The 22,840-nt window shown below is 31.1% G+C and carries 22 protein-coding genes; 13 read left to right on the top strand and 9 right to left on the bottom strand.

The annotated features are described in order from the left end of the window. Window positions 1-22: 22 nt before the first annotated feature. On the top strand, window positions 23-1,483 hold the full coding sequence (purF, locus tag JJ847_02380) for an amidophosphoribosyltransferase (protein ID MBO6959733.1): 1,461 nt from the start codon (window positions 23-25) through the stop codon (window positions 1,481-1,483). Here purF and JJ847_02375 read toward each other — a convergent pair. The 3 genes from JJ847_02375 to queG all read right to left on the bottom strand — a co-directional run bounded on the left by JJ847_02375 (window position 1,480) and on the right by queG (window position 5,823). Further along, window positions 1,480-3,924 carry a DNA topoisomerase 4 subunit A gene (locus tag JJ847_02375; protein ID MBO6959732.1) on the bottom strand — a complete coding sequence of 815 codons (2,445 nt, stop codon included), beginning with the start codon at window positions 3,922-3,924 and terminating at the stop codon, window positions 1,480-1,482. The genes purF and JJ847_02375 overlap by 4 nt on opposite strands. 77 nt (window positions 3,925-4,001) lie before the next feature. After that, the gene (locus tag JJ847_02370) at window positions 4,002-4,871 is read right to left on the bottom strand and encodes a tetratricopeptide repeat protein (protein MBO6959731.1); all 870 of its coding nucleotides are present in this window, start codon (window positions 4,869-4,871) and stop codon (window positions 4,002-4,004) included. Between the two features lie 4 nt (window positions 4,872-4,875). Next, window positions 4,876-5,823, bottom strand: a complete 948-nt coding sequence (gene queG / locus JJ847_02365) for a tRNA epoxyqueuosine(34) reductase QueG (protein MBO6959730.1) — start codon at window positions 5,821-5,823, stop codon at window positions 4,876-4,878. 145 nt (window positions 5,824-5,968) lie between these two features. Between queG and JJ847_02360 the strand changes: the two genes are divergently transcribed. From JJ847_02360 to JJ847_02335, 6 genes are all read left to right on the top strand, one after another. Next, a complete protein-coding gene (locus JJ847_02360; GenBank protein MBO6959729.1) occupies window positions 5,969-6,703 on the top strand; it encodes a DUF502 domain-containing protein in 735 nt (244 codons plus the stop codon). Window positions 6,704-6,706: 3 nt separating this feature from the next. Next, on the top strand, window positions 6,707-7,336 hold the full coding sequence (gene nusB / locus JJ847_02355; protein MBO6959728.1) for a transcription antitermination protein NusB: 630 nt from the start codon (window positions 6,707-6,709) through the stop codon (window positions 7,334-7,336). A gap of 57 nt (window positions 7,337-7,393) precedes the next feature. Further along, entirely contained in the window at window positions 7,394-8,698 is a 1,305-nt protein-coding gene (gene ftsY, locus JJ847_02350; GenBank protein MBO6959727.1) for a signal recognition particle-docking protein FtsY, read from the top strand. A 67-nt stretch (window positions 8,699-8,765) separates the two neighbouring features. Beyond that, a complete protein-coding gene (locus JJ847_02345) occupies window positions 8,766-10,109 on the top strand; it encodes a serine/threonine-protein phosphatase (GenBank protein ID MBO6959726.1) in 1,344 nt (447 codons plus the stop codon). A 61-nt stretch (window positions 10,110-10,170) separates the two neighbouring features. Further along, window positions 10,171-11,550: an argininosuccinate lyase gene (gene argH / locus JJ847_02340; protein MBO6959725.1), complete on the top strand. Its 1,380-nt coding sequence runs from the start codon at window positions 10,171-10,173 to the stop codon at window positions 11,548-11,550. A gap of 117 nt (window positions 11,551-11,667) precedes the next feature. After that, complete coding sequence (locus JJ847_02335; protein MBO6959724.1) at window positions 11,668-12,282, top strand: RNA-binding protein; 615 nt, start codon at window positions 11,668-11,670, stop codon at window positions 12,280-12,282. Here JJ847_02335 and dusA read toward each other — a convergent pair. Then, window positions 12,279-13,283: a tRNA dihydrouridine(20/20a) synthase DusA gene (gene dusA, locus JJ847_02330; GenBank protein ID MBO6959723.1), complete on the bottom strand. Its 1,005-nt coding sequence runs from the start codon at window positions 13,281-13,283 to the stop codon at window positions 12,279-12,281. The two genes, JJ847_02335 and dusA, sit on opposite strands and share 4 nt — an antisense overlap. A gap of 23 nt (window positions 13,284-13,306) precedes the next feature. On the opposite strand from dusA, the gene msrB reads away from it, so the two are divergent. From msrB to rsgA, 5 genes are all read left to right on the top strand, one after another. Further along, complete coding sequence (gene msrB / locus JJ847_02325; GenBank protein MBO6959722.1) at window positions 13,307-13,801, top strand: peptide-methionine (R)-S-oxide reductase MsrB; 495 nt, start codon at window positions 13,307-13,309, stop codon at window positions 13,799-13,801. Window positions 13,802-13,876: 75 nt separating this feature from the next. Beyond that, window positions 13,877-14,596, top strand: coding sequence for a nucleotide exchange factor GrpE (grpE, locus tag JJ847_02320; protein MBO6959721.1), 720 nt, complete (start codon window positions 13,877-13,879; stop codon window positions 14,594-14,596). A 29-nt stretch (window positions 14,597-14,625) separates the two neighbouring features. Further along, window positions 14,626-15,750, top strand: a complete 1,125-nt coding sequence (dnaJ, locus tag JJ847_02315; GenBank protein ID MBO6959720.1) for a molecular chaperone DnaJ — start codon at window positions 14,626-14,628, stop codon at window positions 15,748-15,750. After that, on the top strand, window positions 15,750-15,980 hold the full coding sequence (locus JJ847_02310; protein ID MBO6959719.1) for a sulfurtransferase TusA family protein: 231 nt from the start codon (window positions 15,750-15,752) through the stop codon (window positions 15,978-15,980). The genes dnaJ and JJ847_02310 overlap by 1 nt, the downstream gene beginning before the upstream one ends. Next, the gene (gene rsgA, locus JJ847_02305) at window positions 15,970-16,887 is read left to right on the top strand and encodes a ribosome small subunit-dependent GTPase A (GenBank protein ID MBO6959718.1); all 918 of its coding nucleotides are present in this window, start codon (window positions 15,970-15,972) and stop codon (window positions 16,885-16,887) included. The genes JJ847_02310 and rsgA overlap by 11 nt, the downstream gene beginning before the upstream one ends. On the opposite strand, the gene JJ847_02300 is transcribed toward rsgA, so the two are convergent. Genes JJ847_02300 through murC form a run of 3 tightly spaced genes read right to left on the bottom strand, consistent with a single transcriptional unit; the run spans window position 16,853 to window position 19,539 of the window. After that, the gene (locus JJ847_02300) at window positions 16,853-17,203 is read right to left on the bottom strand and encodes a YbaB/EbfC family nucleoid-associated protein (protein ID MBO6959717.1); all 351 of its coding nucleotides are present in this window, start codon (window positions 17,201-17,203) and stop codon (window positions 16,853-16,855) included. The two genes, rsgA and JJ847_02300, sit on opposite strands and share 35 nt — an antisense overlap. A gap of 17 nt (window positions 17,204-17,220) precedes the next feature. Beyond that, entirely contained in the window at window positions 17,221-18,114 is an 894-nt protein-coding gene (gene murB / locus JJ847_02295; GenBank protein MBO6959716.1) for a UDP-N-acetylmuramate dehydrogenase, read from the bottom strand. Window positions 18,115-18,117: 3 nt separating this feature from the next. After that, a complete protein-coding gene (gene murC / locus JJ847_02290) occupies window positions 18,118-19,539 on the bottom strand; it encodes a UDP-N-acetylmuramate--L-alanine ligase (protein ID MBO6959715.1) in 1,422 nt (473 codons plus the stop codon). Window positions 19,540-19,712: 173 nt separating this feature from the next. Here murC and gap point away from each other — a divergent pair, with 173 nt between their 5' ends. After that, window positions 19,713-20,735 (top strand): type I glyceraldehyde-3-phosphate dehydrogenase, encoded by a 1,023-nt coding sequence (gene gap, locus JJ847_02285; GenBank protein MBO6959714.1) that lies wholly within the window; start codon window positions 19,713-19,715, stop codon window positions 20,733-20,735. Here gap and thiL read toward each other — a convergent pair whose 3' ends face one another. Next, the gene (gene thiL / locus JJ847_02280; protein MBO6959713.1) at window positions 20,736-21,722 is read right to left on the bottom strand and encodes a thiamine-phosphate kinase; all 987 of its coding nucleotides are present in this window, start codon (window positions 21,720-21,722) and stop codon (window positions 20,736-20,738) included. Next, window positions 21,715-22,806, bottom strand: coding sequence for a peptidylprolyl isomerase (locus JJ847_02275; protein MBO6959712.1), 1,092 nt, complete (start codon window positions 22,804-22,806; stop codon window positions 21,715-21,717). The genes thiL and JJ847_02275 overlap by 8 nt, the downstream gene beginning before the upstream one ends. Window positions 22,807-22,840: the final 34 nt, after the last annotated feature.

The raw sequence follows: 22,840 nt of genomic DNA, 5'->3' as shown, positions 1-22,840 counted from the left end.
AAAATCCTTTAGTAATTAAGTTATGTGTGGAATAGTTGGAATCGTTTCTTCTGATGACGTAAATCAACAAATTTACGATAGTCTTTTGCTCCTACAGCACAGAGGTCAGGACTCCACAGGTATAGCAACAATGGAAGATACTATTTTCCATATACATAAGGCTAAAGGTCAAGTTAATTCTGCTTATAGAACTAGAGATATGAGGAACTTAATCGGAAAAATTGGACTGGGCCATGTTAGGTATGCAACAAAAGGATCAGCAGAAAGTGTAGAGGAAGCTCAGCCTTTTTACGTTAATGCTCCTTATGGAATTGTTTTGGTACATAATGGCAACCTGACTAATACTAGAGATTTAGAAAAACAATTATTTAATATCGATAAAAGGCATACAAATTCTTCAAGTGATACTGAGATGCTATTAAATGTGTTCGCGACAGAATTGCAGGAACAAATTCATAATCAGGAATTAGAGCCTGATATTATTTTTGATGCTGTTAAATCTTTACATAAAAGAATTCAGGGATCATATGCTTCAATCGCACTTATTTCAGGACATGGTTTATTAGCCTTCAGGGATCCATTTGGTATAAGACCTTTAGTAATTGGCAAAAGACTATCATCTATGTCAAATAAAGAAGAGTGGATGGTTGCTAGTGAATCTTTAGTTCTTGAGAATAATGATTATCAAGTAGTAAGAGATGTAGATCCTGGAGAAGCTATTTTTATAAACTTCAATGGCGAGTTTTTTTCTAAGCAATGTTCAGATAATCCAATTTTATGTCCTTGTGCTTTTGAATATGTTTACTTAGCTAGGCCAGATTCAATTATGAATGGAGTTTCTGTTTATAAAGCTCGTTTAAAAATGGGTGATTATTTGTCTGAAACTATAAAGCATACAATAAATGCTGGAGATGTTGATGTTGTAATGCCTATTCCTGATTCTTCTCGACCTGCGGCTATGCAAGTTGCACGACAGTTAGGTATAGAATATAGAGAAGGATTTTTTAAAAATAGATATGTTGGTAGAACGTTTATAATGCCTGGTCAGCAGCAACGTAAGAAATCTGTAAGACAAAAATTAAATGCTATGAGTGCAGAATTTAAAAATAAAAATGTATTAATTGTTGATGACTCGATAGTCAGAGGTACAACTTCAAAAGAAATTGTTCAGATGGCTAAAGACGCAGGAGCGAATAAAGTCTTTTTTACATCCGCCGCTCCTCCTGTACGTTTTCCCCATGTTTATGGAATTAATATGCCCAATAGAGATGAATTAATAGCTCATGATAGGACAATAACCGAAATTGCTAGTCAACTTAATATTGATAACCTTGTTTATCAAAGTGTTGAAAATTTACGGAAATCTATAATAAGTAATTCTAGTATTGAAGATTTGGAGATGAGTTGCTTTACTGGTTCTTATATAACAGGAACAGTAAATCAAGAGTACTTAAATTGGGTTGAAAACGAATATAAATCTTAGTCAAGTAAGCTTTCTAGTCGAAAACAATTCTCAAGATATTCGCCTTTGTCTAACTTTAAATAGTCAATTAAAAAACTTGTTTTATTAGACTTGAAATTTAATTTATCCAATTCCAACCTAACAGATCTATCTTTATTTGTTTCAATATCAAGGTAATGCTTGCTCGGCATGATTTTTAGAAAGTAGTCGTTTTTAAGATGTGTTCTTTCATTTAAATAACCCAAACTATATTCACTTGCAAAATAAATTTCATCACTATTTATACAAAAAATTCCTCCTAGCCTAGAGACTAAATAAATATTTTCTCCATTTTGATATGTACAACAAGATACAATCTTTTCTGATGGCAAAAGTTTAACAAGCATTAATCCTTGAGATTGTTTTGTAGTTGGATTTATAAATTTATTAGATAAATTAAAATTAAAAATTCTACCAATTGAGGTTAAAATTACTAAATTTTTTTTCTCATCATCATATATAAATGAATCAATTGTTTTTAAATTATTTTTTAATTTTGTTATTGCAAAAGATCTATTACTTTTACTCATATCTTCATCAAATAAAACTTTTTTAAATCTTCCGTCTGAATTTAAAATACAAATATAGTTTTTAATTCCTTTTTTAATTAAATGAAAGTTAATTATTTGATTTGGATTAATATTTCCAAAGGCTTTGTTATCTAATTTAAAGTCATTGTTAATATTAGATTCCCAATCAATATGAAAAACTTTTCCAGTAGAAGTTATTCCAATTATTTTTAAATTTTTATCTATATTACAAACAAATTTTTGAATATTTTTATTATCTATAATTTTATTTACATCTTCAAAAGATTTCTTATAGTTACTCAAAATCATCTTTCTTAAATAAAGTCTATTATCAATGTATAATTTTGTTTTTTTAGTGATAAAGTCTTTTAATATTTGATTATTAATTGTTTCTAATTCTTCATTTTGATCTATATTCTTAAGAAGTTTTGTTTTTCTTTTAACATTATATTTTTTCTTTAATATTAATAATTCTTCTATTAGTAATTTGAGTAACAATTCTCTCTCGTCTAGTAATTTTTGAAAATAATTCCTTTCATCCTTTAATTTTTTAATATCATTATCTATTTGATTTTTTTCCAGAGTTGTTAATTTTTTTAGAGGCATATCTAAAACTGAGTTTGCTTGTTTTTCACTTAAGAAAAAATAATCAATTAACTTTGATTTAGCTTCTGAAGTGTTTTCTGAATTTTCAATAATTTCAATAACTTTTTTTATATCTTTTGTTGCTTTAGATAATCCCTCCAAAATCTCAAGTCTTTCAATAGTATTTTTTAGAATATAATTAGTCCTTTTTCTAATCGTTTCTTCTCTAAATTTAAGAAAATAGTTTAAATATTCTTTTAGGCTTAGTTGGACTGGCTTCCCTTCAATTAAGGTCAAAAATATCGCGCCAAAATTTGTTTGAAGAGTTGTTTTTTTATATAAATTAGAGATAACGAGTTCAGCATTCGAATCTTTTTTTAACTCTATTACAATTCTCATTCCTTCTCTATCGCTTTCATCTCGAATATCAGAAATTCCATTGATTTTATTAGTATTAACAAGTTCTGCTAGTTTTTCAATCCATCCTGCTTTGCTAATTTGATATGGCAGTTCAGTAATAATTAAGGCATTCTTTTTATGTTTACCTTTACCTAAGTTTATTTCTTCTGTATTAATAACTCCTCTTATTGTTATTGAACCCTTTCCTGTTTCATAAAGTTCTTCAATAGCTCGACTATATAATAATTCTCCACCGGTAGGAAAATCAGGTCCTTTAATAATATTAGAAAGTTTTTTATTACTTATCTCTTTATTTTTTGTGAGCGCAATTAAACCATCAACTACTTCCCCCAAATTGTGTGGTGGTATATTTGTTGCCATTCCTACTGCAATTCCTGACGATCCGTTCAATAATAAGAATGGAAGTTGGGCGGGAAGAACATCTGGCTCTTTTTGAGAACCATCAAAGTTATTTGAGAAACTAACAGTGTCTGATCCTATTTCTTCAAGGAATCCTGTGTGAGCTATCGGTGCCAATCTGGTTTCCGTATATCTCATTGCTGCCGGTGGATCATTATCTACAGATCCAAAATTGCCATGGCCGTCAAGAGTAGGATATTTGGTCGAAAAATCTTGCACTAACCTAACTAATGCATCATATACTGCTTGATCTCCATGAGGATGGTATTTTCCAAGTACATCACCGACAACTCTTGCACACTTCCTAAAGGGTTTATCAGGTGTCAAGCCTAATTCGTACATCGCGAATAGTATTCTTCTCTGGACAGGTTTAAGGCCGTCTCTTGCATCAGGAAGGGCACGACCAACTATTACACTCATTGCATACTCCAGATAAGAACGTTTCATTTCTTTATGGAGAGAGATAGAAGTAAAATTTTTCTTATCCATCAGAGCGTAAAATTAGACATGTATTGATTAACTAAATTAAGACTAATAGGTAAACAAATATTTACCAGTATTGAAAATTAAGAAGAAGCATTTATTTTAGATTTTGCCAACATTTTATCTACTTGAAGCTGATCATTTTCAAGTAGGATTTCTGTAGCTTTTTGTAATTTTTCTCCCCATAATTGTTCTTTTCTATAATCATAGTTAACGTAATTATGATTTTTAGATAAAGCTTTTTTTGCTAGTTCAAGTGCCTTTGTAATATCTTCAGTTTTTAAACAAGAAGCAAGTCCTAGTAATGGTTCAGCATTTTCTTCAATTGAGATTGCTTGTTCAAAAAATTTTATGGATAAATTAATATTGTTTTTCTCAAAATAAGCTAAGGCTTTATTATTCATTGCTTGCCAGAAATCAGGTTTAATTTTTATGGCTTTATCAAATACCTTGATCGCTTCTGAGTAATTTTTTTCCATCAATAAGATATTTCCTAATTGAAAAATAGCATTTTGGTTATTTGGTTCAAGTTTTAATCCCTTTTCTAAAGCAGTTTTAGCTTTTTGTAAATGTGTAATTTTGAGATAAATATTACTTATTGCAAAGTATATTTCGCTATTTTTTGAATTTAGTTCTTGCGCTTTATTTAGAGATAATAATGCGTTCTTATATAGTTTATTAGCCACTTCTGCTTCAGATAAAATTAACCATAGTTTTTCATCTTTTTTATTAATTTGCACTGCTAATCTTGCCAAACCAAGACTCTGTTCAATTTGTCCAAGATATAAAAGTTGATATGCATTTGTACCAATAGACAAGCTATCCTTTTCTAAATTTTTTATTGTTGGTAAGTAATAATACGGGACTACTGATTGCACTTGATTTACCTTAAAAAAGTAAAAACCGATTAGAGAAATGCATATTATCTTTTTTAAAAAATTATTGAAATACATAGTTTTATTGATTTCCTAAATTTGCTTTTATATTTCTTCTCCACATCCATGGTTTGATTCTTTTTAGTGTGGTTCCTTTAAGATTTTCTTTCCACGTTTTATCATCCCAATTTACAGAATCTCTTGTAAGATTTTTAATCCATTCTTTTGGAGCAGTTTCAAAAGTATTGTTATAGGGCACTGATTTATTCCAAGGGCAAACATCTTGACAGATATCACATCCTGCAACCCATCCATTTAAATTTTTTTCTATTTTCTTTGGAAAAGCTTTTTCTCTATTCTCTATAGTGTGATACGCAATGCATAGGTTTGATTGTATTACGAATGGTTCTACTATTGCTTTTGTCGGACAATGTTCGATACACTTATCACATTTTCCGCAAAGTGATTGATGAGGTTTATCTGGTATTAAATCTTCTGTAAGGATCATAAAACCTAAAGAAAGCCAAGAGCCATATTTTTTGCTTATTAAATTGCTATTTTTACCTATCCACCCAAGACCTGATTCTTCAGCCCATGCTTTTTCAAGTAGCGGAGATGTATCAACACATATTTTCCATTTGCAATTAGGAATTGCAATACTAATCCATTTACCAATATTTTTTAATTTTTTGGAAATTACTTTATGGTAATCTTCGCCTTGACCAAACTTGCCTACTTTGAATGTTGTGTCTTTGTTATTGTTTTGTGAATTAATATATGTAAATCCAACACATAGAACACTCTTTGCTCCATCAAGCAGTAAGCCAACATCTTTCCTTTTTTCTGTTTCCATCCATTTCATTTCACCATGGTAGTTATTTGATAACCATCTGTCTAATGCATTAGTTCTTAATTTTAATCGCGAACTTCCTGGTATAGATGCAATTCTAGATATTGTAAAACCTTCATTAATTGCTTTTTCTTTTAATTTTTTACTTATTTCTTTTTTGTTTTTAAGAGTATTGATCATTTCCTTATTATGTATATTATTTTGTTGAAAGTTTATTTTTTCGAGAGAAACTAATAAATAATTTAAATTATTAAAGAAAAATATATCCTAACTAAGTAAAAACAGTTAAATTGTTAGTAAAATTAGTTTAGATAAAAACGTTATTTTGGTTGAATCTAATCAAAATCAAGATTCGAACCTAGGATCTAGGCTTCAACAGGATCTAAAAAATGACCTTATAGCTGGATTATTGGTTGTAATACCTTTAGCAACAACTATCTGGTTGTCATCATTAGTTAGTAAATTTGTTTTAACGTTAGTTACTTCTGTTCCTAAGCAGTTAAATCCTTTCATTACTTTAAATCCATTATTACAAGATTTAATTAATCTTACTTTGGGTCTAACTGTCCCCTTATTAGCTATCTTGCTTATAGGATTAATGGCTAGAAATTTTGTAGGAAGATGGTTGTTAGAATTTGGTGAAGGCACATTATCAAAAATTCCAGTTGCAGGGGCAGTTTATAAAACTCTTAAACAATTGCTTGAAACATTCTTAAGTAATAAATCTAATCGATTTAGAAGAGTTGTTTTAGTTGAATATCCTCGAGAGGGACTATATAGCGTTGGTTTTGTCACTGGTGATGTAGGCCCCTCTTTGCAACCAGATTTGGAAGAAAAATTGCTAAGTATTTTTATTCCTACTGCACCTAATCCAACTACAGGCTGGTATACATTAGTTCCAGAGTCTTCCGTAAGGGATTTGGATATTTCTGTTGAAGATGCTTTTAGAACAATAATTTCTGCAGGAATAGTTAATCCAGATGAGAAAAATAATACTACTAATCCTACATTTTCAAAATTATTTTCTCAATTACGTGCGTCCACTAATACTTCTTCTTAATTGATGCATAATAATAAATCTTTGTCTAGAGAATTATCTTTAATTTCTCTAGGTCTAATAAAAGATAAAGGCGATTTTAAATTAAATAAATTTCAAATAGATGAAATTTTTGAATCTGCTTTAGATTCCTTAATACATCATTGCAGAGATGAATTAGATAATTGTGAATCAGAGTTAGAAAACGCATCGCAAAAAATATTAGAAAGTGAATTGCATGAAGGAATCGATTCCTCTTTTTCAAATGTTAGAGATGAGTTAAAAAAGTCTTTAAAAAAAATTGAAACTGTTATGAATACGCTTTCAGTAACATTAGATTTTCCAAAATTAATAGTTTCTAGTGGACGAATTGATATTAGAGAGGATGTGAATCAAAGAATAATTAATATTATCAATAATCTCACAATCATTGATTCTGATATTGATAAAGCAATGGATGGGTGGAGATTAAAAAGATTACCAAGAATTGATCGAGATATTCTGCGTTTAGCATACGTGGATATTAATTTTCTCAGTACACCTGTTTCTGTTGCTTGTGACGAGGCTGTAAATTTAGCTAATAAATATAGTGATATGCAAGGAAGAAAATTTATTAATGGAGTTCTAAGGAGATTACAAACAGTTAAATCGCAATGATTATTTGATATAAATAAATAATATTTTAAAATTAATAAATACGTATTAAAAATATCAATGACTAATGCTGATTCAAATAATTCTAAAGAGTGGGCCGAGCAAGCCTATGCACTTTTAAAAAAACGACAAGAAGAAAAAAAACAAGAATTACAGAAGCAAGAAGAAAAAAAACAAGAATTACAGAAGCAAGAAGAAAAAAAACAAGAATTACAGAAGCAAGAAGAAAAAAAACAAGAATTACAGAAGCAAGAAGAAAAAAAACAAGAATTACAGAAGCAAGAATCAATTGATAGTTCTAGTACAGAAAAAATTACTAGATCACCTGAAACCATTAATCAAGCTCAATTGGGAGAATTTGATGATAATTTCACTTGGTCAGCAATGGTATTAGCGGCTCAAGGAAAAAAAGTAAATCAAATTACCATAGATGAAATTGATTGGTTAACTAAATTAAGGAAAGGTTTAGAAGAAACACGAAAAGGATTTGTCACTGAATTGTTGGATAAATTGGGAGATGATCCTCTTACTGCTGAATCTCTTGATGATTTGGAGACCTTATTAATAAGAGCAGATGTTGGTATTGATTCAACTGATAAAGTTATTGGTTCTCTTAGAAAAAAATTAAACGAAGAAGTTGTAGGTGGGGAAGCAGGAATAAAATTTTTAAAGAAAGAATTAAAATTAATTATTGATAAACCAATAAAAAATTCAGGTACTGATCTTTTAGTTCCTCAAAAAGGTAAGTTAAATGTGTGGTTATTGGTAGGAGTTAATGGAGTTGGTAAAACTACTACATTAGGAAAATTAGCATATTTGTCATCAAGAAGTAACTATAAAACTTTGATAGCTGCCGCAGATACTTTTAGAGCTGCTGCAGTAGAGCAACTAAAAATATGGGGTGAGAGAAGTAATGTTGATGTTATATCTAATCAATCAAAAAATGCTGATCCGGCTGCCGTAGTCTTTGATGCAATTAATTCTGCAAAAACAAGAAACGTTGATTTATTGTTAGTTGATACAGCAGGTAGACTGCAAACAAAAAATAATTTGATGGATGAACTAACAAAAATAAAAAAAATAATTGATAAGAAGGTTCCAGATGCTATTGTTGAATCATTACTTGTATTAGATGCGAGTCAAGGTCAAAATGGCTTAAAACAAGCTAAAAGTTTTGCTAAATCAGCAAATTTAAGTGGAGCAATTATTACAAAATTAGATGGTACTTCAAGAGGTGGTGTTTCTTTAGCTGTATCTGAAGAAGTTAATTTACCTATAAGATTTATTGGAGCCGGAGAGGGAATTAAAGACTTGAGACCTTTTAATAGTTATGAATTTGTGGAGGCTATGCTTGCAGATAAATAAATATTTAATTAAATTTTTTTAAATATTTAAATTTAATGTTAAAACATATTTATCTATTTAATTTGTTGTGAAAAATAATCATAAAGAAAAAATTTTTTCAAACAAATTTATCCAACAATTTTTAGATAAAGAATCTTCGCTATCTCCAAAAAAAATTAATAAATTTTCTGAAATTGCATCCTCGCTAGCATATTATTTAAAATCTTTTTCCAACATAAATAAATTATTGGATTATGTTTGCCTAATATTGAAACATGTTTTTAATGAAAAAATAATATTAATTATCCCCTTAAATTCCGAGGGTGATATATGGCATGAAAATATAAAAATTTCTGCCAGTACTGAATTTATAAAAATACAAGAAGAAATTAATTGTTTTTTTAATCAATTTAATTTTTCCAAAAATTTTAAAATAAAGGAAATTCAAATTTTTGAAAATAATTTAAAAAATAATTTTAGAGATTATAAAATCGAAACAGAAAAAATTATATCTAGAGGAAAATGTAGAGGATTTATTTATATTTTTAGTAATAACTCATCAGGGAAATCTATTACTGATGATAGTAACTTTACTTTTATTCAAAATTGTCTTGCTGTTGGATTAGAAAATTATTGTTTAATTAAAACAAAGAAAAAGCATGAAAATGTAGATAGAGAAATTTCTACTGGAGCCGAAATACAATCTCAATTACTTCCAGAATATTGTCCAATTATTTACGGTGTTGATGTTGCGGCACATTGTAGACCAGCACTTCAGTTAGGCGGAGATTACTATGATTTTATGTGTTTAAAGACAAATATCTCTGAAAAAAGAAAAGAGAAAGCTAGATGGGCTTTAGTAATAGGTGATGTTATGGGTAAAGGGATTCCAGCGGGTCTTCTAATGACTATGTTAAGAGGAATGTTACGCGCCGAGGTTCTGACTGGGTTACCTCCAGATCGAATTTTGCATGATCTGAATCAACTAGCCATAAACGATTTAGACCAATCACATAGATTTGTGACATTATTTTATTCTGATTATGACCCTAGAACTAGAAAATTGAGATTTGCCAATGCAGCACATAATCCGCCTTTGCTGTGGAAAAACTCAAATCAGGAAATTATAAAATTGGATGCAGAAGGTTTTGTTCTTGGATTGCAGAAAGAAGCCGAATATTGTTGTGGTGAAATCAAACTTAAAGAAAATGATCTATTGCTTTATTACACTGATGGAGTGATAGATACTTCTAATTCTTTAGGTGAAAGATTTGAAGAGGAAAGGTTAATAAAAACCCTTACAAAATTATGTAAGCAATCTTATACTTCCCAAGAAATTTTGAATAAACTATTTAAAAAATTGGATGATTTTACAGGACAAAATAGACATCTTGAAGATGATGCATCTATGGTTGTATTTCAATTGAAATAAGTATTTTTGTCACCTATAAAAAAAAATGCTTTATTAGAGATATAAAAAGTTACTAATTCATATGGCAAAAGTTTGGAGTAAAAGATTTGATAATACACTTAACCCTTTTATTGAAGAATTTAATGCTTCAATTGGTTTTGACAAAAAACTTATATTAGAAGATTTAGATTGTTCCATAGCCCATGCAAAAATGCTTGGCAAAACGCAAGTTTTATCTAATACTGAAAGTCTAAAGATTATTAATGGTCTTGAATCAATAAAAGTTGAGTTTTTGGAGGGTAAATTTTTGCCAAGTCTCCCTTCTGAAGATATTCATTATTGTATCGAGGAAAAACTAATTAGTTTAATAGGTGAAACTGGAAAAAAATTACATACAGGTAGAAGCAGAAATGATCAAGTTGGTACAGATATAAGATTGTGGCTAAGAAAGGAGATTGATAATCTTGATATTTTAATAACTGAAATGCAAAAGTCTTTTTTAAATCTTGCAAAATCTAATATTTATACTTTGATTCCTGGATACACTCATATGCAAAGAGCACAACCGCTGTCTTTGGCTCATCATTTGTTGGCTTATTTAGAAATGTTTCAGAGAGATCGCGATAGGTTTAAAGAAGTAAGATCAAGAGTCAATACTTCCCCCTTAGGAGCTGCAGCGTTAGCTGGTACAAAAATAAAAATTGACAGGAACTTTACGGCTTCGGAATTGGGTTTTGAGAAGATTTATAAAAATAGTATTGATGCCGTAAGTGATAGAGATTTTTCTATAGAGTTTGTTTCTGCATCGGCTTTAGCAATGTCCCATTTGAGTAAGATTTCAGAGGAAATAATTTTATGGGTAACTGATGAATTTTCTTTTGCAAAATTAACAGACAAATGCGCAACTGGCAGTAGCTTAATGCCGCAGAAAAAAAATCCAGATGTTCCCGAATTGATAAGAGGTAAAACAGGAAGAGTATATGGACACCTTCAAGCATTGTTAACTATGGTCAAAGGGGTACCACTTGCCTACAATAAAGATTTTCAAGAGGATAAAGAGCCAATATTTGATACTGCAGAGACTTTATCTTCTTGCATAAAAGCAATGACTATTTTGATTAATGAGGGAATAGAATTTAATATTAAAAACTTAACTGCGTCGGTAGAAAATGATTTTTCTAATGCTACAGATTTGGCAGATTACTTAGTAGCCAAGCAGGTTCCCTTCAGAACGGCTTATCAAGTTGTTGGAGAAATTGTTAAATATTGCTTGGAGAGAAAAATGTTATTTAAAAATCTTAAGATTGATGAATTTAAAAAATTTCATCCTGATTTTGATGAGGATCTTTTCGTGGATCTTGAACCTTTTAATGTCGTTCAGTCAAGAACTAGTGAAGGTGGAACAAGTTTTACTCAAGTAGAAAAGCAAGTAATTAGTTGGCAGAAAAAATTGATACTTTGAATCTCAAGTTTTTTTCTACAACAAGGGTAACCTTTGAAGTAGAATAAAGAAGTAATGTTTTAAAACTACCCTAGGATAGTTTTTTTAATTAGGTAATTTTTATTTGTTGAGTTTAAAGTGAGTATTTTTGTTGGCAATTTGCCTTTCCGTGCAGAGCGCGAAGATGTTTTACAGTTGTTTGCTCCTTTTGGGGAAGTTTTAAATTGCTCTCTCCCCCTTGAAAGAGATACTGGCAGAAAGAGAGGTTTCGCATTTGTTGAGATGTCTGATGAAACTATTGAGTCAAAAGCTATTGATGCCTTACAAGGCACAGAACTTATGGGAAGACCACTAAGAATTAATAAAGCAGAACCAAGAGGATCTGGAGGATCTCGCAGAGGAGGTAGAGGTGGTTACGGCGGTGGCGGTAACAATGGCGGTTATGGCGGTGGCGGTTACGGCGGTGGCGGTAACAATGGCGGTTATGGCGGTGGCGGTTACGGCGGTGGCGGTAACAATGGCGGTTATGGCGGTGGCGGTTACGGCGGTGGCGGTAACAATGGCGGTGGCGGTTACGGCGGTGGCGGTAATTCTGAACCTAATACTTCTTATACTAATAAATCTTCTGGTGCAGAAGGTTGGGAAGATAGAAGTTATGGAAATACTTCTGAAAACTCAGAATATGAAAGTGGTCGAATTAGAAGAAAAAGAGGAGTTTCTACTGAAGGGAATTCTTCAAACGAAGATAATTAGTAACCCATTTCTTCAAGTTTGGAAGTTAATTCAATAAGGTATTTGATATCCAATTCTTTTGTTATAGATTTTTTTGAAATTTGATTCCTCCAAATTTTTGCTGTTGGAATACCTTCTACAAGATTTATAAGATGTTTACAAATATCCCATGATTTTCCTCCATTACTTAAATGATCTTCTAAGTATGGAACTAAGGAGAAAATAATATTTGAAGCAGAAATTGGTTTTTTATTGATACCGTAAACCTTTTGATCAATTTCGGACCACCTCAAGGGGTGTTTATATACTGATCTTCCAACCATTACACCATCAAAATCAATTAAGGCGTTTAGTGATTCATCGATATTTGTGAAACCTCCATTGATTTCTATCAATAATTCTGGATTTGATTTTTTTAATTCTTTTACTACATCATACTTAAGGGGAGGTATAGTTCTGTTTTGTTTTGGATTTAGACCTTTTAAAATGGCTTTTCTAGCATGAACTGTAAATCTGTCTGCACCAGCATTTGCTATTTCCCTCACAAAATTATTCAAATTTTTGAAACTATCATCATCGTCTACACCTATTCTGTGTTTAATTGTAATCGGTAAGTTACAGCTGTTTTTTAATGATTCTATGCATTTTGCTACTTTTGGGGGATCTTTCATTAGTGAAGCGCCAAAATTCCCAGAACAGACTCTTGGACTTGGACAACCAACATTAAAATTTATTTCGTCATAACCCCAATCTTCAGCCATTCGTGCAGCTTCTTTAAGCATTTCAGGATTATCTCCACCAAATTGAATTGATATAGGGTGTTCTTCATAATTAAAATCCAAAAGTTTTTCTTTTTTATTGGTATAAACTAAACTTTGGGCCACAATCATTTCTGTATATAGGAGAGCTTCACTACTTATTTTTCTCATTATCATTCTGAAGTGTTTATCAGTACAATCCATCATTGGAGCAATACTTAATTTATGAATATTTTTAATAGAATTGGTTTTAATGAAATTCATTATTTTTTATGTGATTTAAGTATATGAATCAATTGCTATCTAGAAGAACTTTTATTTTAATTCCTACTATGTCAATTTTAAAAAAAATTTTTAAGCCAATGAAAGTATTAGCCTCTTCACTTGCTTCAAAAGAGGAGTGGAATTTATCTAATAATGAATGGAAAACTAGGCTTAGCCCAGAATCCTATTATATTTTGAGGGAGGAAGGAACTGAAAGAGCTTTCAGCAGTCAATTAAATAACGAGAAAAGAAGTGGGATTTTTCACTGTGCTGGTTGTGATTTACCGCTTTTCCTTTCAGATAAAAAGTACGATAGTGGCACAGGTTGGCCAAGCTTTTGGGACTCGATTCAAGGTTCGATTGAAACAAAGGTTGACTTCAAGTTAATTGTTCCAAGAACTGAATATCATTGTTCTAGATGTGGGGGTCATCAAGGCCATGTTTTTAATGATGGCCCAGCTCCTACAGGTAAAAGATACTGTAATAACGGTTTAGCATTAAGGTTTGTTCCTTCTTAAATTTTTGTGCGGGCTTCCGCAACTTGTTTTGTGCATCATTTTAATGGAAAATAGTCTTATTAAATTTCTAAAAAAATGATTGAAAATCAATCAGACAATATTGATAATAAAGATAATGATATTTCTGAACAGGAAAATTGTTCTGAAGATGCATCATCAACAGAAGATCTAGTAAATAAAAATGATGAATCATCTCCTCAAAAAACAGAAGAAATAAATACTGAAGAATTAAAAAATACTATTTCTAATAATGATGCAAGGTTAGAACAGTTAGAAAAGGAGCATGAAACATTAAAAAATCAATATGTAAGAATTTCAGCTGATTTTGATAATTTTAGAAAAAGGCAGTCTAGAGATCAGGATGATTTAAAAATTCAACTTGTATCTAAAACTCTAACGGCCATACTTCCTATTGTTGATAATTTTGAAAGAGCAAGACAACAACTTAAACCAGAAAGTGAAGAAGCTCAAGCTCTTCATAGAAGTTATCAAGGATTATATAAACAATTAGTAGAGGTTTTAAAACAACAAGGAGTTGCACCAATGAGAGTTGTTGGTCAGCAATTTGATCCTAATTTACATGAAGCTGTCTTAAGAGAGCCCAGTGAAGAGTTTAATGAAGATTTTATTGTAGAAGAACTGCAACGAGGATATCACCTGGAAGGTAAGGTTTTGAGACATGCTTTGGTTAAAGTTTCTATGGGACCTGGTAAACAAAATTCACAACAGGAAGAAGAAAAGGATACAGTTGAAGAGGATATTCATTCAGAGGAGAATACTTCTGAAGATGTATAAATTCCAAATTTTTACTTGAGTATTATCTGATGGCTGATTTTTACCAGATACTAGGAGTTTCAAGAGATGCTGATGCGGATACCTTAAAAAGGGCTTATAGAAAATTAGCAAGGCAATATCATCCTGATGTAAATAAAGAACCAGGTGCTGAAGACAAATTTAAAGAAATTGGTAGGGCTTATGAAGCATTAGCTGATCCTGAAAAGAGAGCTAGATATGATCAGTTTGGAGAGGCAGGCTTAGGAGGTGCGGCTGGAATGCCTGATATGGGTGATATGGGGGGATTTGCAGATTTATTTGAAACCTTTTTTAATGGCTTTGGTGGACAAAATCCACAGGGAGGAAGAACTCAAAGAAGAGGCCCTCAACAAGGAGATGATTTAAGGTATGACCTTAATGTTGATTTTAAAGATGCAATATTTGGACAACAAAGAGAAATTAAAATTCCTCACCTTGAGACATGTGAAGTCTGTAAGGGGACAGGTGCCAAACCAGGAACCGGTCCAAAAACTTGCTCAACATGTGGAGGTAGTGGACAAGTTAGAAGAGCTACTAGAACACCTTTTGGTAATTTCACACAAGTAGCAGAATGCCCTTCATGTAATGGAGCTGGTCAGATAATTGCGGATCCATGTTTAAGTTGTGGCGGTAACGGAGTAAAGCAAGTCAGAAAAAAACTAAGAATTAATATCCCTGCTGGAGTTGATACTGGTACTAAATTAAGAGTTTCCGGAGAGGGAAATGTTGGTTTAAAAGGGGGTCCACCTGGAGATCTTTATGTTTTTATTAAGGTTAAGGATGATTCAAAACTTAAAAGAGATGGAATAACTATTTACTCAGAAATAGCTGTGAGTTATTTACAGGCTATTTTAGGTGACACTGTTGAAATTACTACAGTTGATGGAAATGTTAATTTAAAAATTCCAAGTGGTACTCAACCGAATACTACTCTTTCACTTGAGAATAAGGGTGTACCTAGACTTGGTAATCCAGTAGCGAGAGGAAATCATGAAGTTCTCGTAAAAGTAAAATTACCAACTCGTATAAATGACGAAGAACGAAAGCTTTTAGAGGGTTTAGCTTCTCAATACTCGGATAAAAATATCAATTCTAGTACTGGACTTTTTAGTAAATTATTTGGTAAAGAATCCTAATGACCACTTTAAAGCGTTTGGATCTTAAATCTGTTCCATGTCCTTTAAATGTAGTCAAAATTAAATTGGCTTTAGAGAAGTTATCCAAAAATGAACAACTTATAGTTGAACTAGATAAAGGTGAACCAGAAGAAATGGTATTAACCAATTTAAGAGAGATGGGATGTTTGTTTAAACAAATCAAAGGAAATGAACAATTTATAAAAATAAAAATATTGAATGAAAAATAATTGTGAAAACTTAGGTTTAGTTACGAAAAAATTTAGTGACTTTTATTTAGTTGACTTAATAAATCAAGAAAATTTTGAAAATAGTGAGAAATTTTTATGTAAGGTAAGAAAGTCCATAAATTTTAAAGATCAATTGATTTTTGTTGGAGACGAAGTAGTAATTGAAAATATTGATTTAAATAGCAAACGCGCAGTAATAAGAAGTTTAAAAAAAAGAAAAAATTTATTATCTAGACCATCCGTTGCAAACATTTCTAACATATACATTACTTTTTCCGTTGAAGAGCCAGAGTTAAATTTGTCTCAAGTTAATAGATTTTTGATATCAGCAGAATCGATGGGAGTTGAAGTTTCTTTAGTTTTGACAAAGTGTGATTTAATTTCAGCTAAGAGAAGAAAATTTTTACTTGATAAATTTCGGACATGGGGTTATCAAGCAATAACTCTAAATTTCCAGAAATCTGATTGCTTTAAAAATTTATTAGCTGAGTTAAAGCAAAATAAGTGTTCAATTTTTATGGGTCCTTCTGGTGTTGGTAAAACTACTTTGCTGAATATGATTATTCCAGGTCTTCAAAATAGTACTGCACCAGTTTCCAACAAAATAAAGAGAGGTAAAAACACTACTCGAAATGTAGAGTTATTTTCCTTATCAAATCAAAGTTATATCGTGGACACCCCTGGTTTTAATATGCAACCTCTTGAGGTTGATATTAGCTTGTTACCAAATCTTTATTCAGAAATATATAAACAAGTAATCGATGAAGGAATTAAGTGTAAATTTCGTAACTGCTTACACATCAATGACGAAGGCTGTAATTTAAATAAATCCTTCGAAAGATATCTTTTTTATAAAGAGATGATCGAGTCTTCTAAGAATCACTATTATCAAAACCAGGAAGATTAAGATTTAATCCGCCAGTCAAATCATTCATCCTTTCTTTCATAGTTGAGGTTGATAATTCATGGGCTTTTTGCATAGCTTGTAAAATGTTCTGCTCTATTTTTGCTTTATCTGAATTTATGATATTGCCTTGCACTTCTACCTTTAAAGGAATTTGGTTGCCGCTTATCCAGACTTTTATCATTTCATCATCACTTTTTCCCTCAATCTCCATATTTTCAAGTTCATCTTGTAATTTTTGAGCATCTTGCTGAATTTGTTTAGCTTTTTTAAAAGCTTCTGTAAGTTGTCCAAAGTTAGGAAGTCCAAAACCCGCCATTTTGTAAAAAAGTTTCTTTAATTAGGATAGTCAAAACCAATCATTCTTACTTCAGGTTGTAGATAAATCCCTTTTTTTTGTAGTACTTTTTGTTGAATTACAGTTATTAGTTTATAAATATCTTTTGGACTTGCTGAGGAATTATTAATTATGAAGTTTGAATGCATAGTAGAAATTTCTGCACCGCCAATTTTATATCCCTTTAAGCCCAAATCATCAATCAATTTTGCTGCATAATTATTTTCAGGATTTTTAAAAACACTGCCAAAACTTGGTTCATGATATGGCTGTGTTTCTGTTTTTAATTTAAGGTTATTTTTGGTTGTTTGAATTAATTGTTCGATATTGCCATTAGGCTCAAACAATAGTTTTGCACTAATAATTGTTAAATCATTTTTTTGAAAAGAGCTAAATCTATATTCAAACTTGATATCTTTTTTTTGAATTTCAAGTTTTTCTTTAGTTTTATTGTTTATGACTTTTACCGATATGAGATTTTTTGCTAGTGATATATTACCGATTCCAGCATTCATATAAATTGCTCCCCCTAATGTTCCTGGAATTCCGACAGCCCATTCACCTCCTTGTAATCCATTTTTGGCGAGAGAATTAGATAATTTTGGAAGCATTACACCTGTTTCAGCTTCAACAATCCCTGAATAAGGGTCTATTCTTAATGACTTCATTTTTTTTGTACATATAACTAAACCTTTTATAAAAATATTATTGATTAAAAGATTTGAACCTGCACCGATTATTTGGCATCTTTGTTTGTTTAAATTAGCCCACTTTATTAGATTTAAAAATTCGTCTAAATTTTTTGGCTCAGCAAAATATTCAGCCACTCCGCCCACTCTGATAGTTGTATAACTACTTAGATTACAGTTCTCAGAAAAAATCATTTTATTCATAAATTAGTTAAGCTTTTTAATTTTTTTTTCATTTAAAATTGACCAGAAATTATGACAATCACCAGCTCCCATATTCAAAATTAAATCCCCTTTTTTAGTTAATTCTTGAAAATGCTTTATAATTTCATGATAATTATTTATATAACTTACATTTTTGTTTTTTTTATAAACCAGATCAGTAATAATTTTTGAAGTAATTTTTTCTACGTTTTCTTCTCCTGCTCCATAAATACTAGTCACAAAAATAACATCTGCTTTTGATAATTCTTCAGCGAATTCTTTGCTAAATTGCTTTACTCGAGAGTATCTATGAGGTTGAAATATAGCTATTAATCTACTTTTATGAAATTCATTTTTATTTGTTTGCCTAACAAATAATCTTGCTAATTTAATCGTCTCTTTTATTTCATTAGGGTGATGTGCATAATCATCAAATAAAAGTCTTTCATCTATTTGACCTCTGAATTCAAATCTTTTTTTTGGAAGTTTAAGGTATTTTATATTTTTTTTAATTTTTAAAAAATCTACACCTATCATCCTTGAAGCTGCTATTGCAGCAGTGACATTAGATAAATTGTGTAATCCTGGAATTGGAATATTTATACTACCTATGAAATTTTCATTTTCATAATATTTTCCAATTGTTTGATTTTTATTTACTTCAGTTGGGATTAAGGCATAAGCAACGTTGATTGGTGTAGTGTTTGACCATTTGTATTCAGAATAAAAATTTTTCCGCGTGATAGCACAATCATAATTAATTAATAATTTATTAGAATTAGAAGCAAATTCTTTAAAAGTGGATAAAACTTCCTCTAAATCAGAGAAATGATCGCAATGATCAAAATCAATGTTGTTGATTATTCCAATATCAGATTTGTATTTATTTATTGTTCCATCAGACTCATCAACTTCAGCAACTAAGAATTTTGTATTTTCCAAATGACAATTAGAATTGTAAATAGGAATTATCCCCCCAGTTATAGAAGAAGAATTATGCGTACATAATTCAAGCAGCGTGGAAAGAAATGTACTTGTTGATGTTTTGCCATGGCTACCTGCTACCGCTAATGAAGTATAAGACTGCATTAACAGTGCAAGAATCTCTGAGCGATGTTTTACTGGTAAATTTTTTTCTCTACAGTATCTCAATTCATCATTGTCTGGCTTGATAGCTGTGCTTACAACAAAATTAATCAATTTGTTGTTAAATTTTGAAGTTACAAATTCAATATTTTGTCTAATTTGAGAATTAAAGATGATTGCACCAAGTTTTTCTAGCTTTTTAGTTTCATTGTTTTTAACTAAATCAGATCCCGAAATTGAATAACCTTTTTTTAGTAAACCCATTGCAATTGCTGACATTCCAATACCTCCCACTCCAATAAAATGAAAATGATTTTTAGGTATTAGCTTTTTATTCAATGTTTATCTTTTACTTAAATTAAAATAACTTTAAAGTAAAATTTTGGTATTTTTTCTTTGGGAATTAATACAAAACTAGACTTATTTGCTTAATAAATTAAAAAAACCTTACTTTATTGCACAAAATTCAGTATGATCAGCAACTTAGGTTAATCATTTAGAAATTATTAGTTATGACTTTGCGTGTTGCAATTAACGGGTTTGGCAGAATTGGTCGAAACTTTATGCGTTGTTGGCTTAGTAGAGGTGCTTACACCAATATCGAAGTAGTTGGTATTAATGTAACCTCAGATCCAAAGACTAATGCTCATTTATTAAAATACGATTCAGTTCTTGGTCAGCTGGATGGTGTTGATATTAAATATACTGATGATACTTTTGTAATTAATAACAAAACGATAAAGTGTTTCTCTGACAGAAATCCAATGAATCTTCCCTGGAAGGATTGGGGGGTAGACTTAGTTATTGAATCAACTGGAGTTTTTAATACAGATGTTGGGGCAAGCAAGCACTTAGAGGTAGGAGCAAAAAAAGTTATCTTAACGGCACCAGGTAAAGGTGCTGGGGTTGGTACTTATGTAGTTGGAGTTAATGCTGATACATACAACCACAAAGATTATGATATCTTGAGTAATGCTAGTTGTACTACAAACTGCTTAGCCCCTGTAGTTAAAGTTTTAGATCAAACTTTTGGAATCAACAAAGGATTGATGACTACAATTCATAGTTATACTGGTGATCAGAGAATTCTAGATAATAGTCATAGAGATTTAAGAAGGGCTAGAGCAGCTGCCACAAATATAGTTCCCACTTCTACAGGTGCTGCTAAAGCTGTAGCACTCGTCTATCCAGGAATGAAAGGTAAACTTACAGGTATTGCAATGAGAGTTCCTACACCTAACGTTTCAGCGGTGGATTTTGTTTTTGAGTCTTCTAAAAATGTCACAAGCGAGGAAGTTAATAATGCTCTCAAAGAAGCTTCCTTAGGTTCAATGAAGGGAATTATTAAGTACGGTGATGAACCATTAGTGTCCAGCGATTATGCTGGGACTAATGAATCATCAATCGTAGATAGTGATCTTACTATGTGTATCGGAGACAACCTTGTTAAGGTACTTGCATGGTACGACAACGAGTGGGGGTATAGTCAGAGAGTGGTAGATTTAGCAGAGATTGTTGCTGAAAATTGGGAGTAATTAAAAGTGTTTGAAAGGTGTATTGTTCAATAATTTATTTTTTGTATTATTACTAAATTCTATTGAAGGTTTTCCTTCGACAAAAAACCCAATTTCGGTAATATTTCTGTCGAGGTTGGATAATTTCTTTGCCCATTTTTTAGGCAATGAAAAAACTAATTCGTAGTCTTCACCTCCAAAAAAATAATACTCATCCCATTCATCTCCTTTTGGCCAATCTTTATCCTTTGGTATTTTTTCATAGTTCATTATTGCTTTACAGTTGCTTGCAATTGTTAAATCTTGAATTGCTTGAAATAGTCCATCACTGCTATCAGTACAACCTATTCTCGTTATTTTTTTATTTGAGCGAGTTTTAAGGAGATTTGTTAGGAAATGTGGGTAAACTTTAGGGCGACAGAAATGTTCAATGGACTGTTTGATTAACCTTTTATTGAGAACAACATCATTATCGAAGTTATTTTTATTTTGCATTAAAAAGCCTAGTTTGCTAAGACCATGAACACCTGTGGTTAGGATGATTTCACCTGGGCTACATGCATTTCTTCGTAATTTAAGTTCTCCCTGAATGCCAAGTGCTGTAATTGATATAATCTTTTGATTTCCTTTTGAGCAATCACCTCCAAGTATTATTCCACCATATACTTTTAAAGCTTTTTTTATTCCTTTATATAATTCTTCGACCCAAACCCACTCAGTTTTAGCGGGTAAAGTAAGACTTATCATAATTCCTATGGTTTTTTTGCTACCACTGGATAATAAGTCAGAGATATTACTGACAACCGCTTTCCAACCAAGATCTTGAGGGCAAATAGTGATGTCATTGAAATGAACATTTTCTACCAAAGAATCAGTATTAACAAGTAATTTTTCATTTTTAGTTTTGATTAAAGCGCAATCATCAGAAGCTTGATTTTTAGGCATAAATTTTCCAAGCCTATTTATTAATTCTTTTTCTCCAATATCTTCTAATAATTCTTTACGCATTTAATTTTAGGTTTTCAATTCCTTCTAAAACATCAATTGAGATAATTGTGTCGTCTTTGGTTAGTTCTTCTAATACATCAAAACCTTCTACAACATATCCAAATGCAGCATTTCTTCCATCAATTAAATTACGACCTGCTGGATTGAGTTCTGCTTCATATAAAAAGAAGAAAAATTGAGATGAACCATCATCAACTGCTGTATTTGAGTGGGACCATCCAAGAGTTCCAAGTGTAGCGAAAGGTAATGTTGGTGTCTCAGTGTAAAAACCCAAGTCTTCAAAAGTTTGATTATAAAAAGTATCCTTTTCATCAGGAATTCTTATTTCAAGAGGAACATGACGTTCTTCATTCGTTTCGGGATCGACATAACCAATTGCTTCGCCAATTGGATCACCTGTTTGTAAAACAAAAAATTCTTCTGCTCTATTAATAGGTAAATCTTTATAGAAATTTTTTGAAGATAAATCTACAAATGCTCCTGCTGTAAGTGGAGCGTTAAATCCATCTATTAAAGCTTTCATGTCTCCTTTGGAGGTCTTTATATTTACTTTTGCTCTACCTAATAATCTTGGTAAATTATCAAATTCGTCCGGAATATCGTAAGGAAATTCCTTTGGAAGAAAAAATTCTTCTAAACCACCTATTTTATCTAAAGCCTCTTTTCTAGTCGAAACAAATAAGTACTTATCTTTTGATTTAGAAAGATCTTGGAGTGTATCAAAATTTTCTTTGAGCTCTAAAAACGTTTTTTCAGCAATTTTCTTTTTATCGTTTGGTAATTCTTGAATAATTTGATTTTGGTATTTTTTTAGTAAAGATTGACATTTTGTAACAGTTTTTGTTAGGGCGGGCCATCTTCCTCCCCTTACAAGGTCACTTGTGTCTTCCAATTTATGTTGTATTTCTTGTAACTCAAATTGCTTTATGGGGAGTGCGTTTCGAAGGATTGCATTCGGGTCTTTTACGGCATTTCCAGTAGGCAAATCAGCTAGAACTTCAACTGGTTGAAAGAGAAAAACCTGAAAAATAGTGATTGATAGAATTAAGAAAAGTTTGTTCTGATTTGATAAGAATTTTTGCATAGCACTCTTGCAGGTTTATGATCCTTGGGGATGT

Origin of the sequence: Prochlorococcus marinus CUG1438, from assembly GCA_017644325.1 — a bacterium.
Taxonomy (GTDB): domain Bacteria; phylum Cyanobacteriota; class Cyanobacteriia; order PCC-6307; family Cyanobiaceae; genus Prochlorococcus_A; species Prochlorococcus_A marinus_AA.
The sequence above is the reverse complement of the archived record's forward strand: the minus strand, read 5'-3'. Positions and strand labels throughout refer to the sequence as shown.

Bases quoted from the DNA above. Each gene is read 5' to 3' on its own strand.
- ftsY (MBO6959727.1), top strand. From the start codon at position 7,394: ATGACTAATGCTGATTCAAATAATTCTAAAGAGTGGGCCGAGCAAGCC.
- dusA (MBO6959723.1), bottom strand. From the start codon at position 13,283: ATGAATTTCATTAAAACCAATTCTATTAAAAATATTCATAAATTAAGT.
- queG (MBO6959730.1), bottom strand. From the start codon at position 5,823: ATGATCAATACTCTTAAAAACAAAAAAGAAATAAGTAAAAAATTAAAA.
- dnaJ (MBO6959720.1), top strand. From the start codon at position 14,626: ATGGCTGATTTTTACCAGATACTAGGAGTTTCAAGAGATGCTGATGCG.
- thiL (MBO6959713.1), bottom strand. From the start codon at position 21,722: ATGCGTAAAGAATTATTAGAAGATATTGGAGAAAAAGAATTAATAAAT.
- rsgA (MBO6959718.1), top strand. From the start codon at position 15,970: ATGAAAAATAATTGTGAAAACTTAGGTTTAGTTACGAAAAAATTTAGT.
- argH (MBO6959725.1), top strand. From the start codon at position 10,171: ATGGCAAAAGTTTGGAGTAAAAGATTTGATAATACACTTAACCCTTTT.
- grpE (MBO6959721.1), top strand. From the start codon at position 13,877: ATGATTGAAAATCAATCAGACAATATTGATAATAAAGATAATGATATT.
- murB (MBO6959716.1), bottom strand. From the start codon at position 18,114: ATGAATAAAATGATTTTTTCTGAGAACTGTAATCTAAGTAGTTATACA.
- purF (MBO6959733.1), top strand. From the start codon at position 23: ATGTGTGGAATAGTTGGAATCGTTTCTTCTGATGACGTAAATCAACAA.
- gap (MBO6959714.1), top strand. From the start codon at position 19,713: ATGACTTTGCGTGTTGCAATTAACGGGTTTGGCAGAATTGGTCGAAAC.
- JJ847_02310 (MBO6959719.1), top strand. From the start codon at position 15,750: ATGACCACTTTAAAGCGTTTGGATCTTAAATCTGTTCCATGTCCTTTA.
- JJ847_02375 (MBO6959732.1), bottom strand. From the start codon at position 3,924: ATGGATAAGAAAAATTTTACTTCTATCTCTCTCCATAAAGAAATGAAA.
- JJ847_02275 (MBO6959712.1), bottom strand. From the start codon at position 22,806: ATGCAAAAATTCTTATCAAATCAGAACAAACTTTTCTTAATTCTATCA.
- msrB (MBO6959722.1), top strand. From the start codon at position 13,307: ATGAATCAATTGCTATCTAGAAGAACTTTTATTTTAATTCCTACTATG.
- nusB (MBO6959728.1), top strand. From the start codon at position 6,707: ATGCATAATAATAAATCTTTGTCTAGAGAATTATCTTTAATTTCTCTA.
- JJ847_02370 (MBO6959731.1), bottom strand. From the start codon at position 4,871: ATGTATTTCAATAATTTTTTAAAAAAGATAATATGCATTTCTCTAATC.
- JJ847_02300 (MBO6959717.1), bottom strand. From the start codon at position 17,203: ATGGCGGGTTTTGGACTTCCTAACTTTGGACAACTTACAGAAGCTTTT.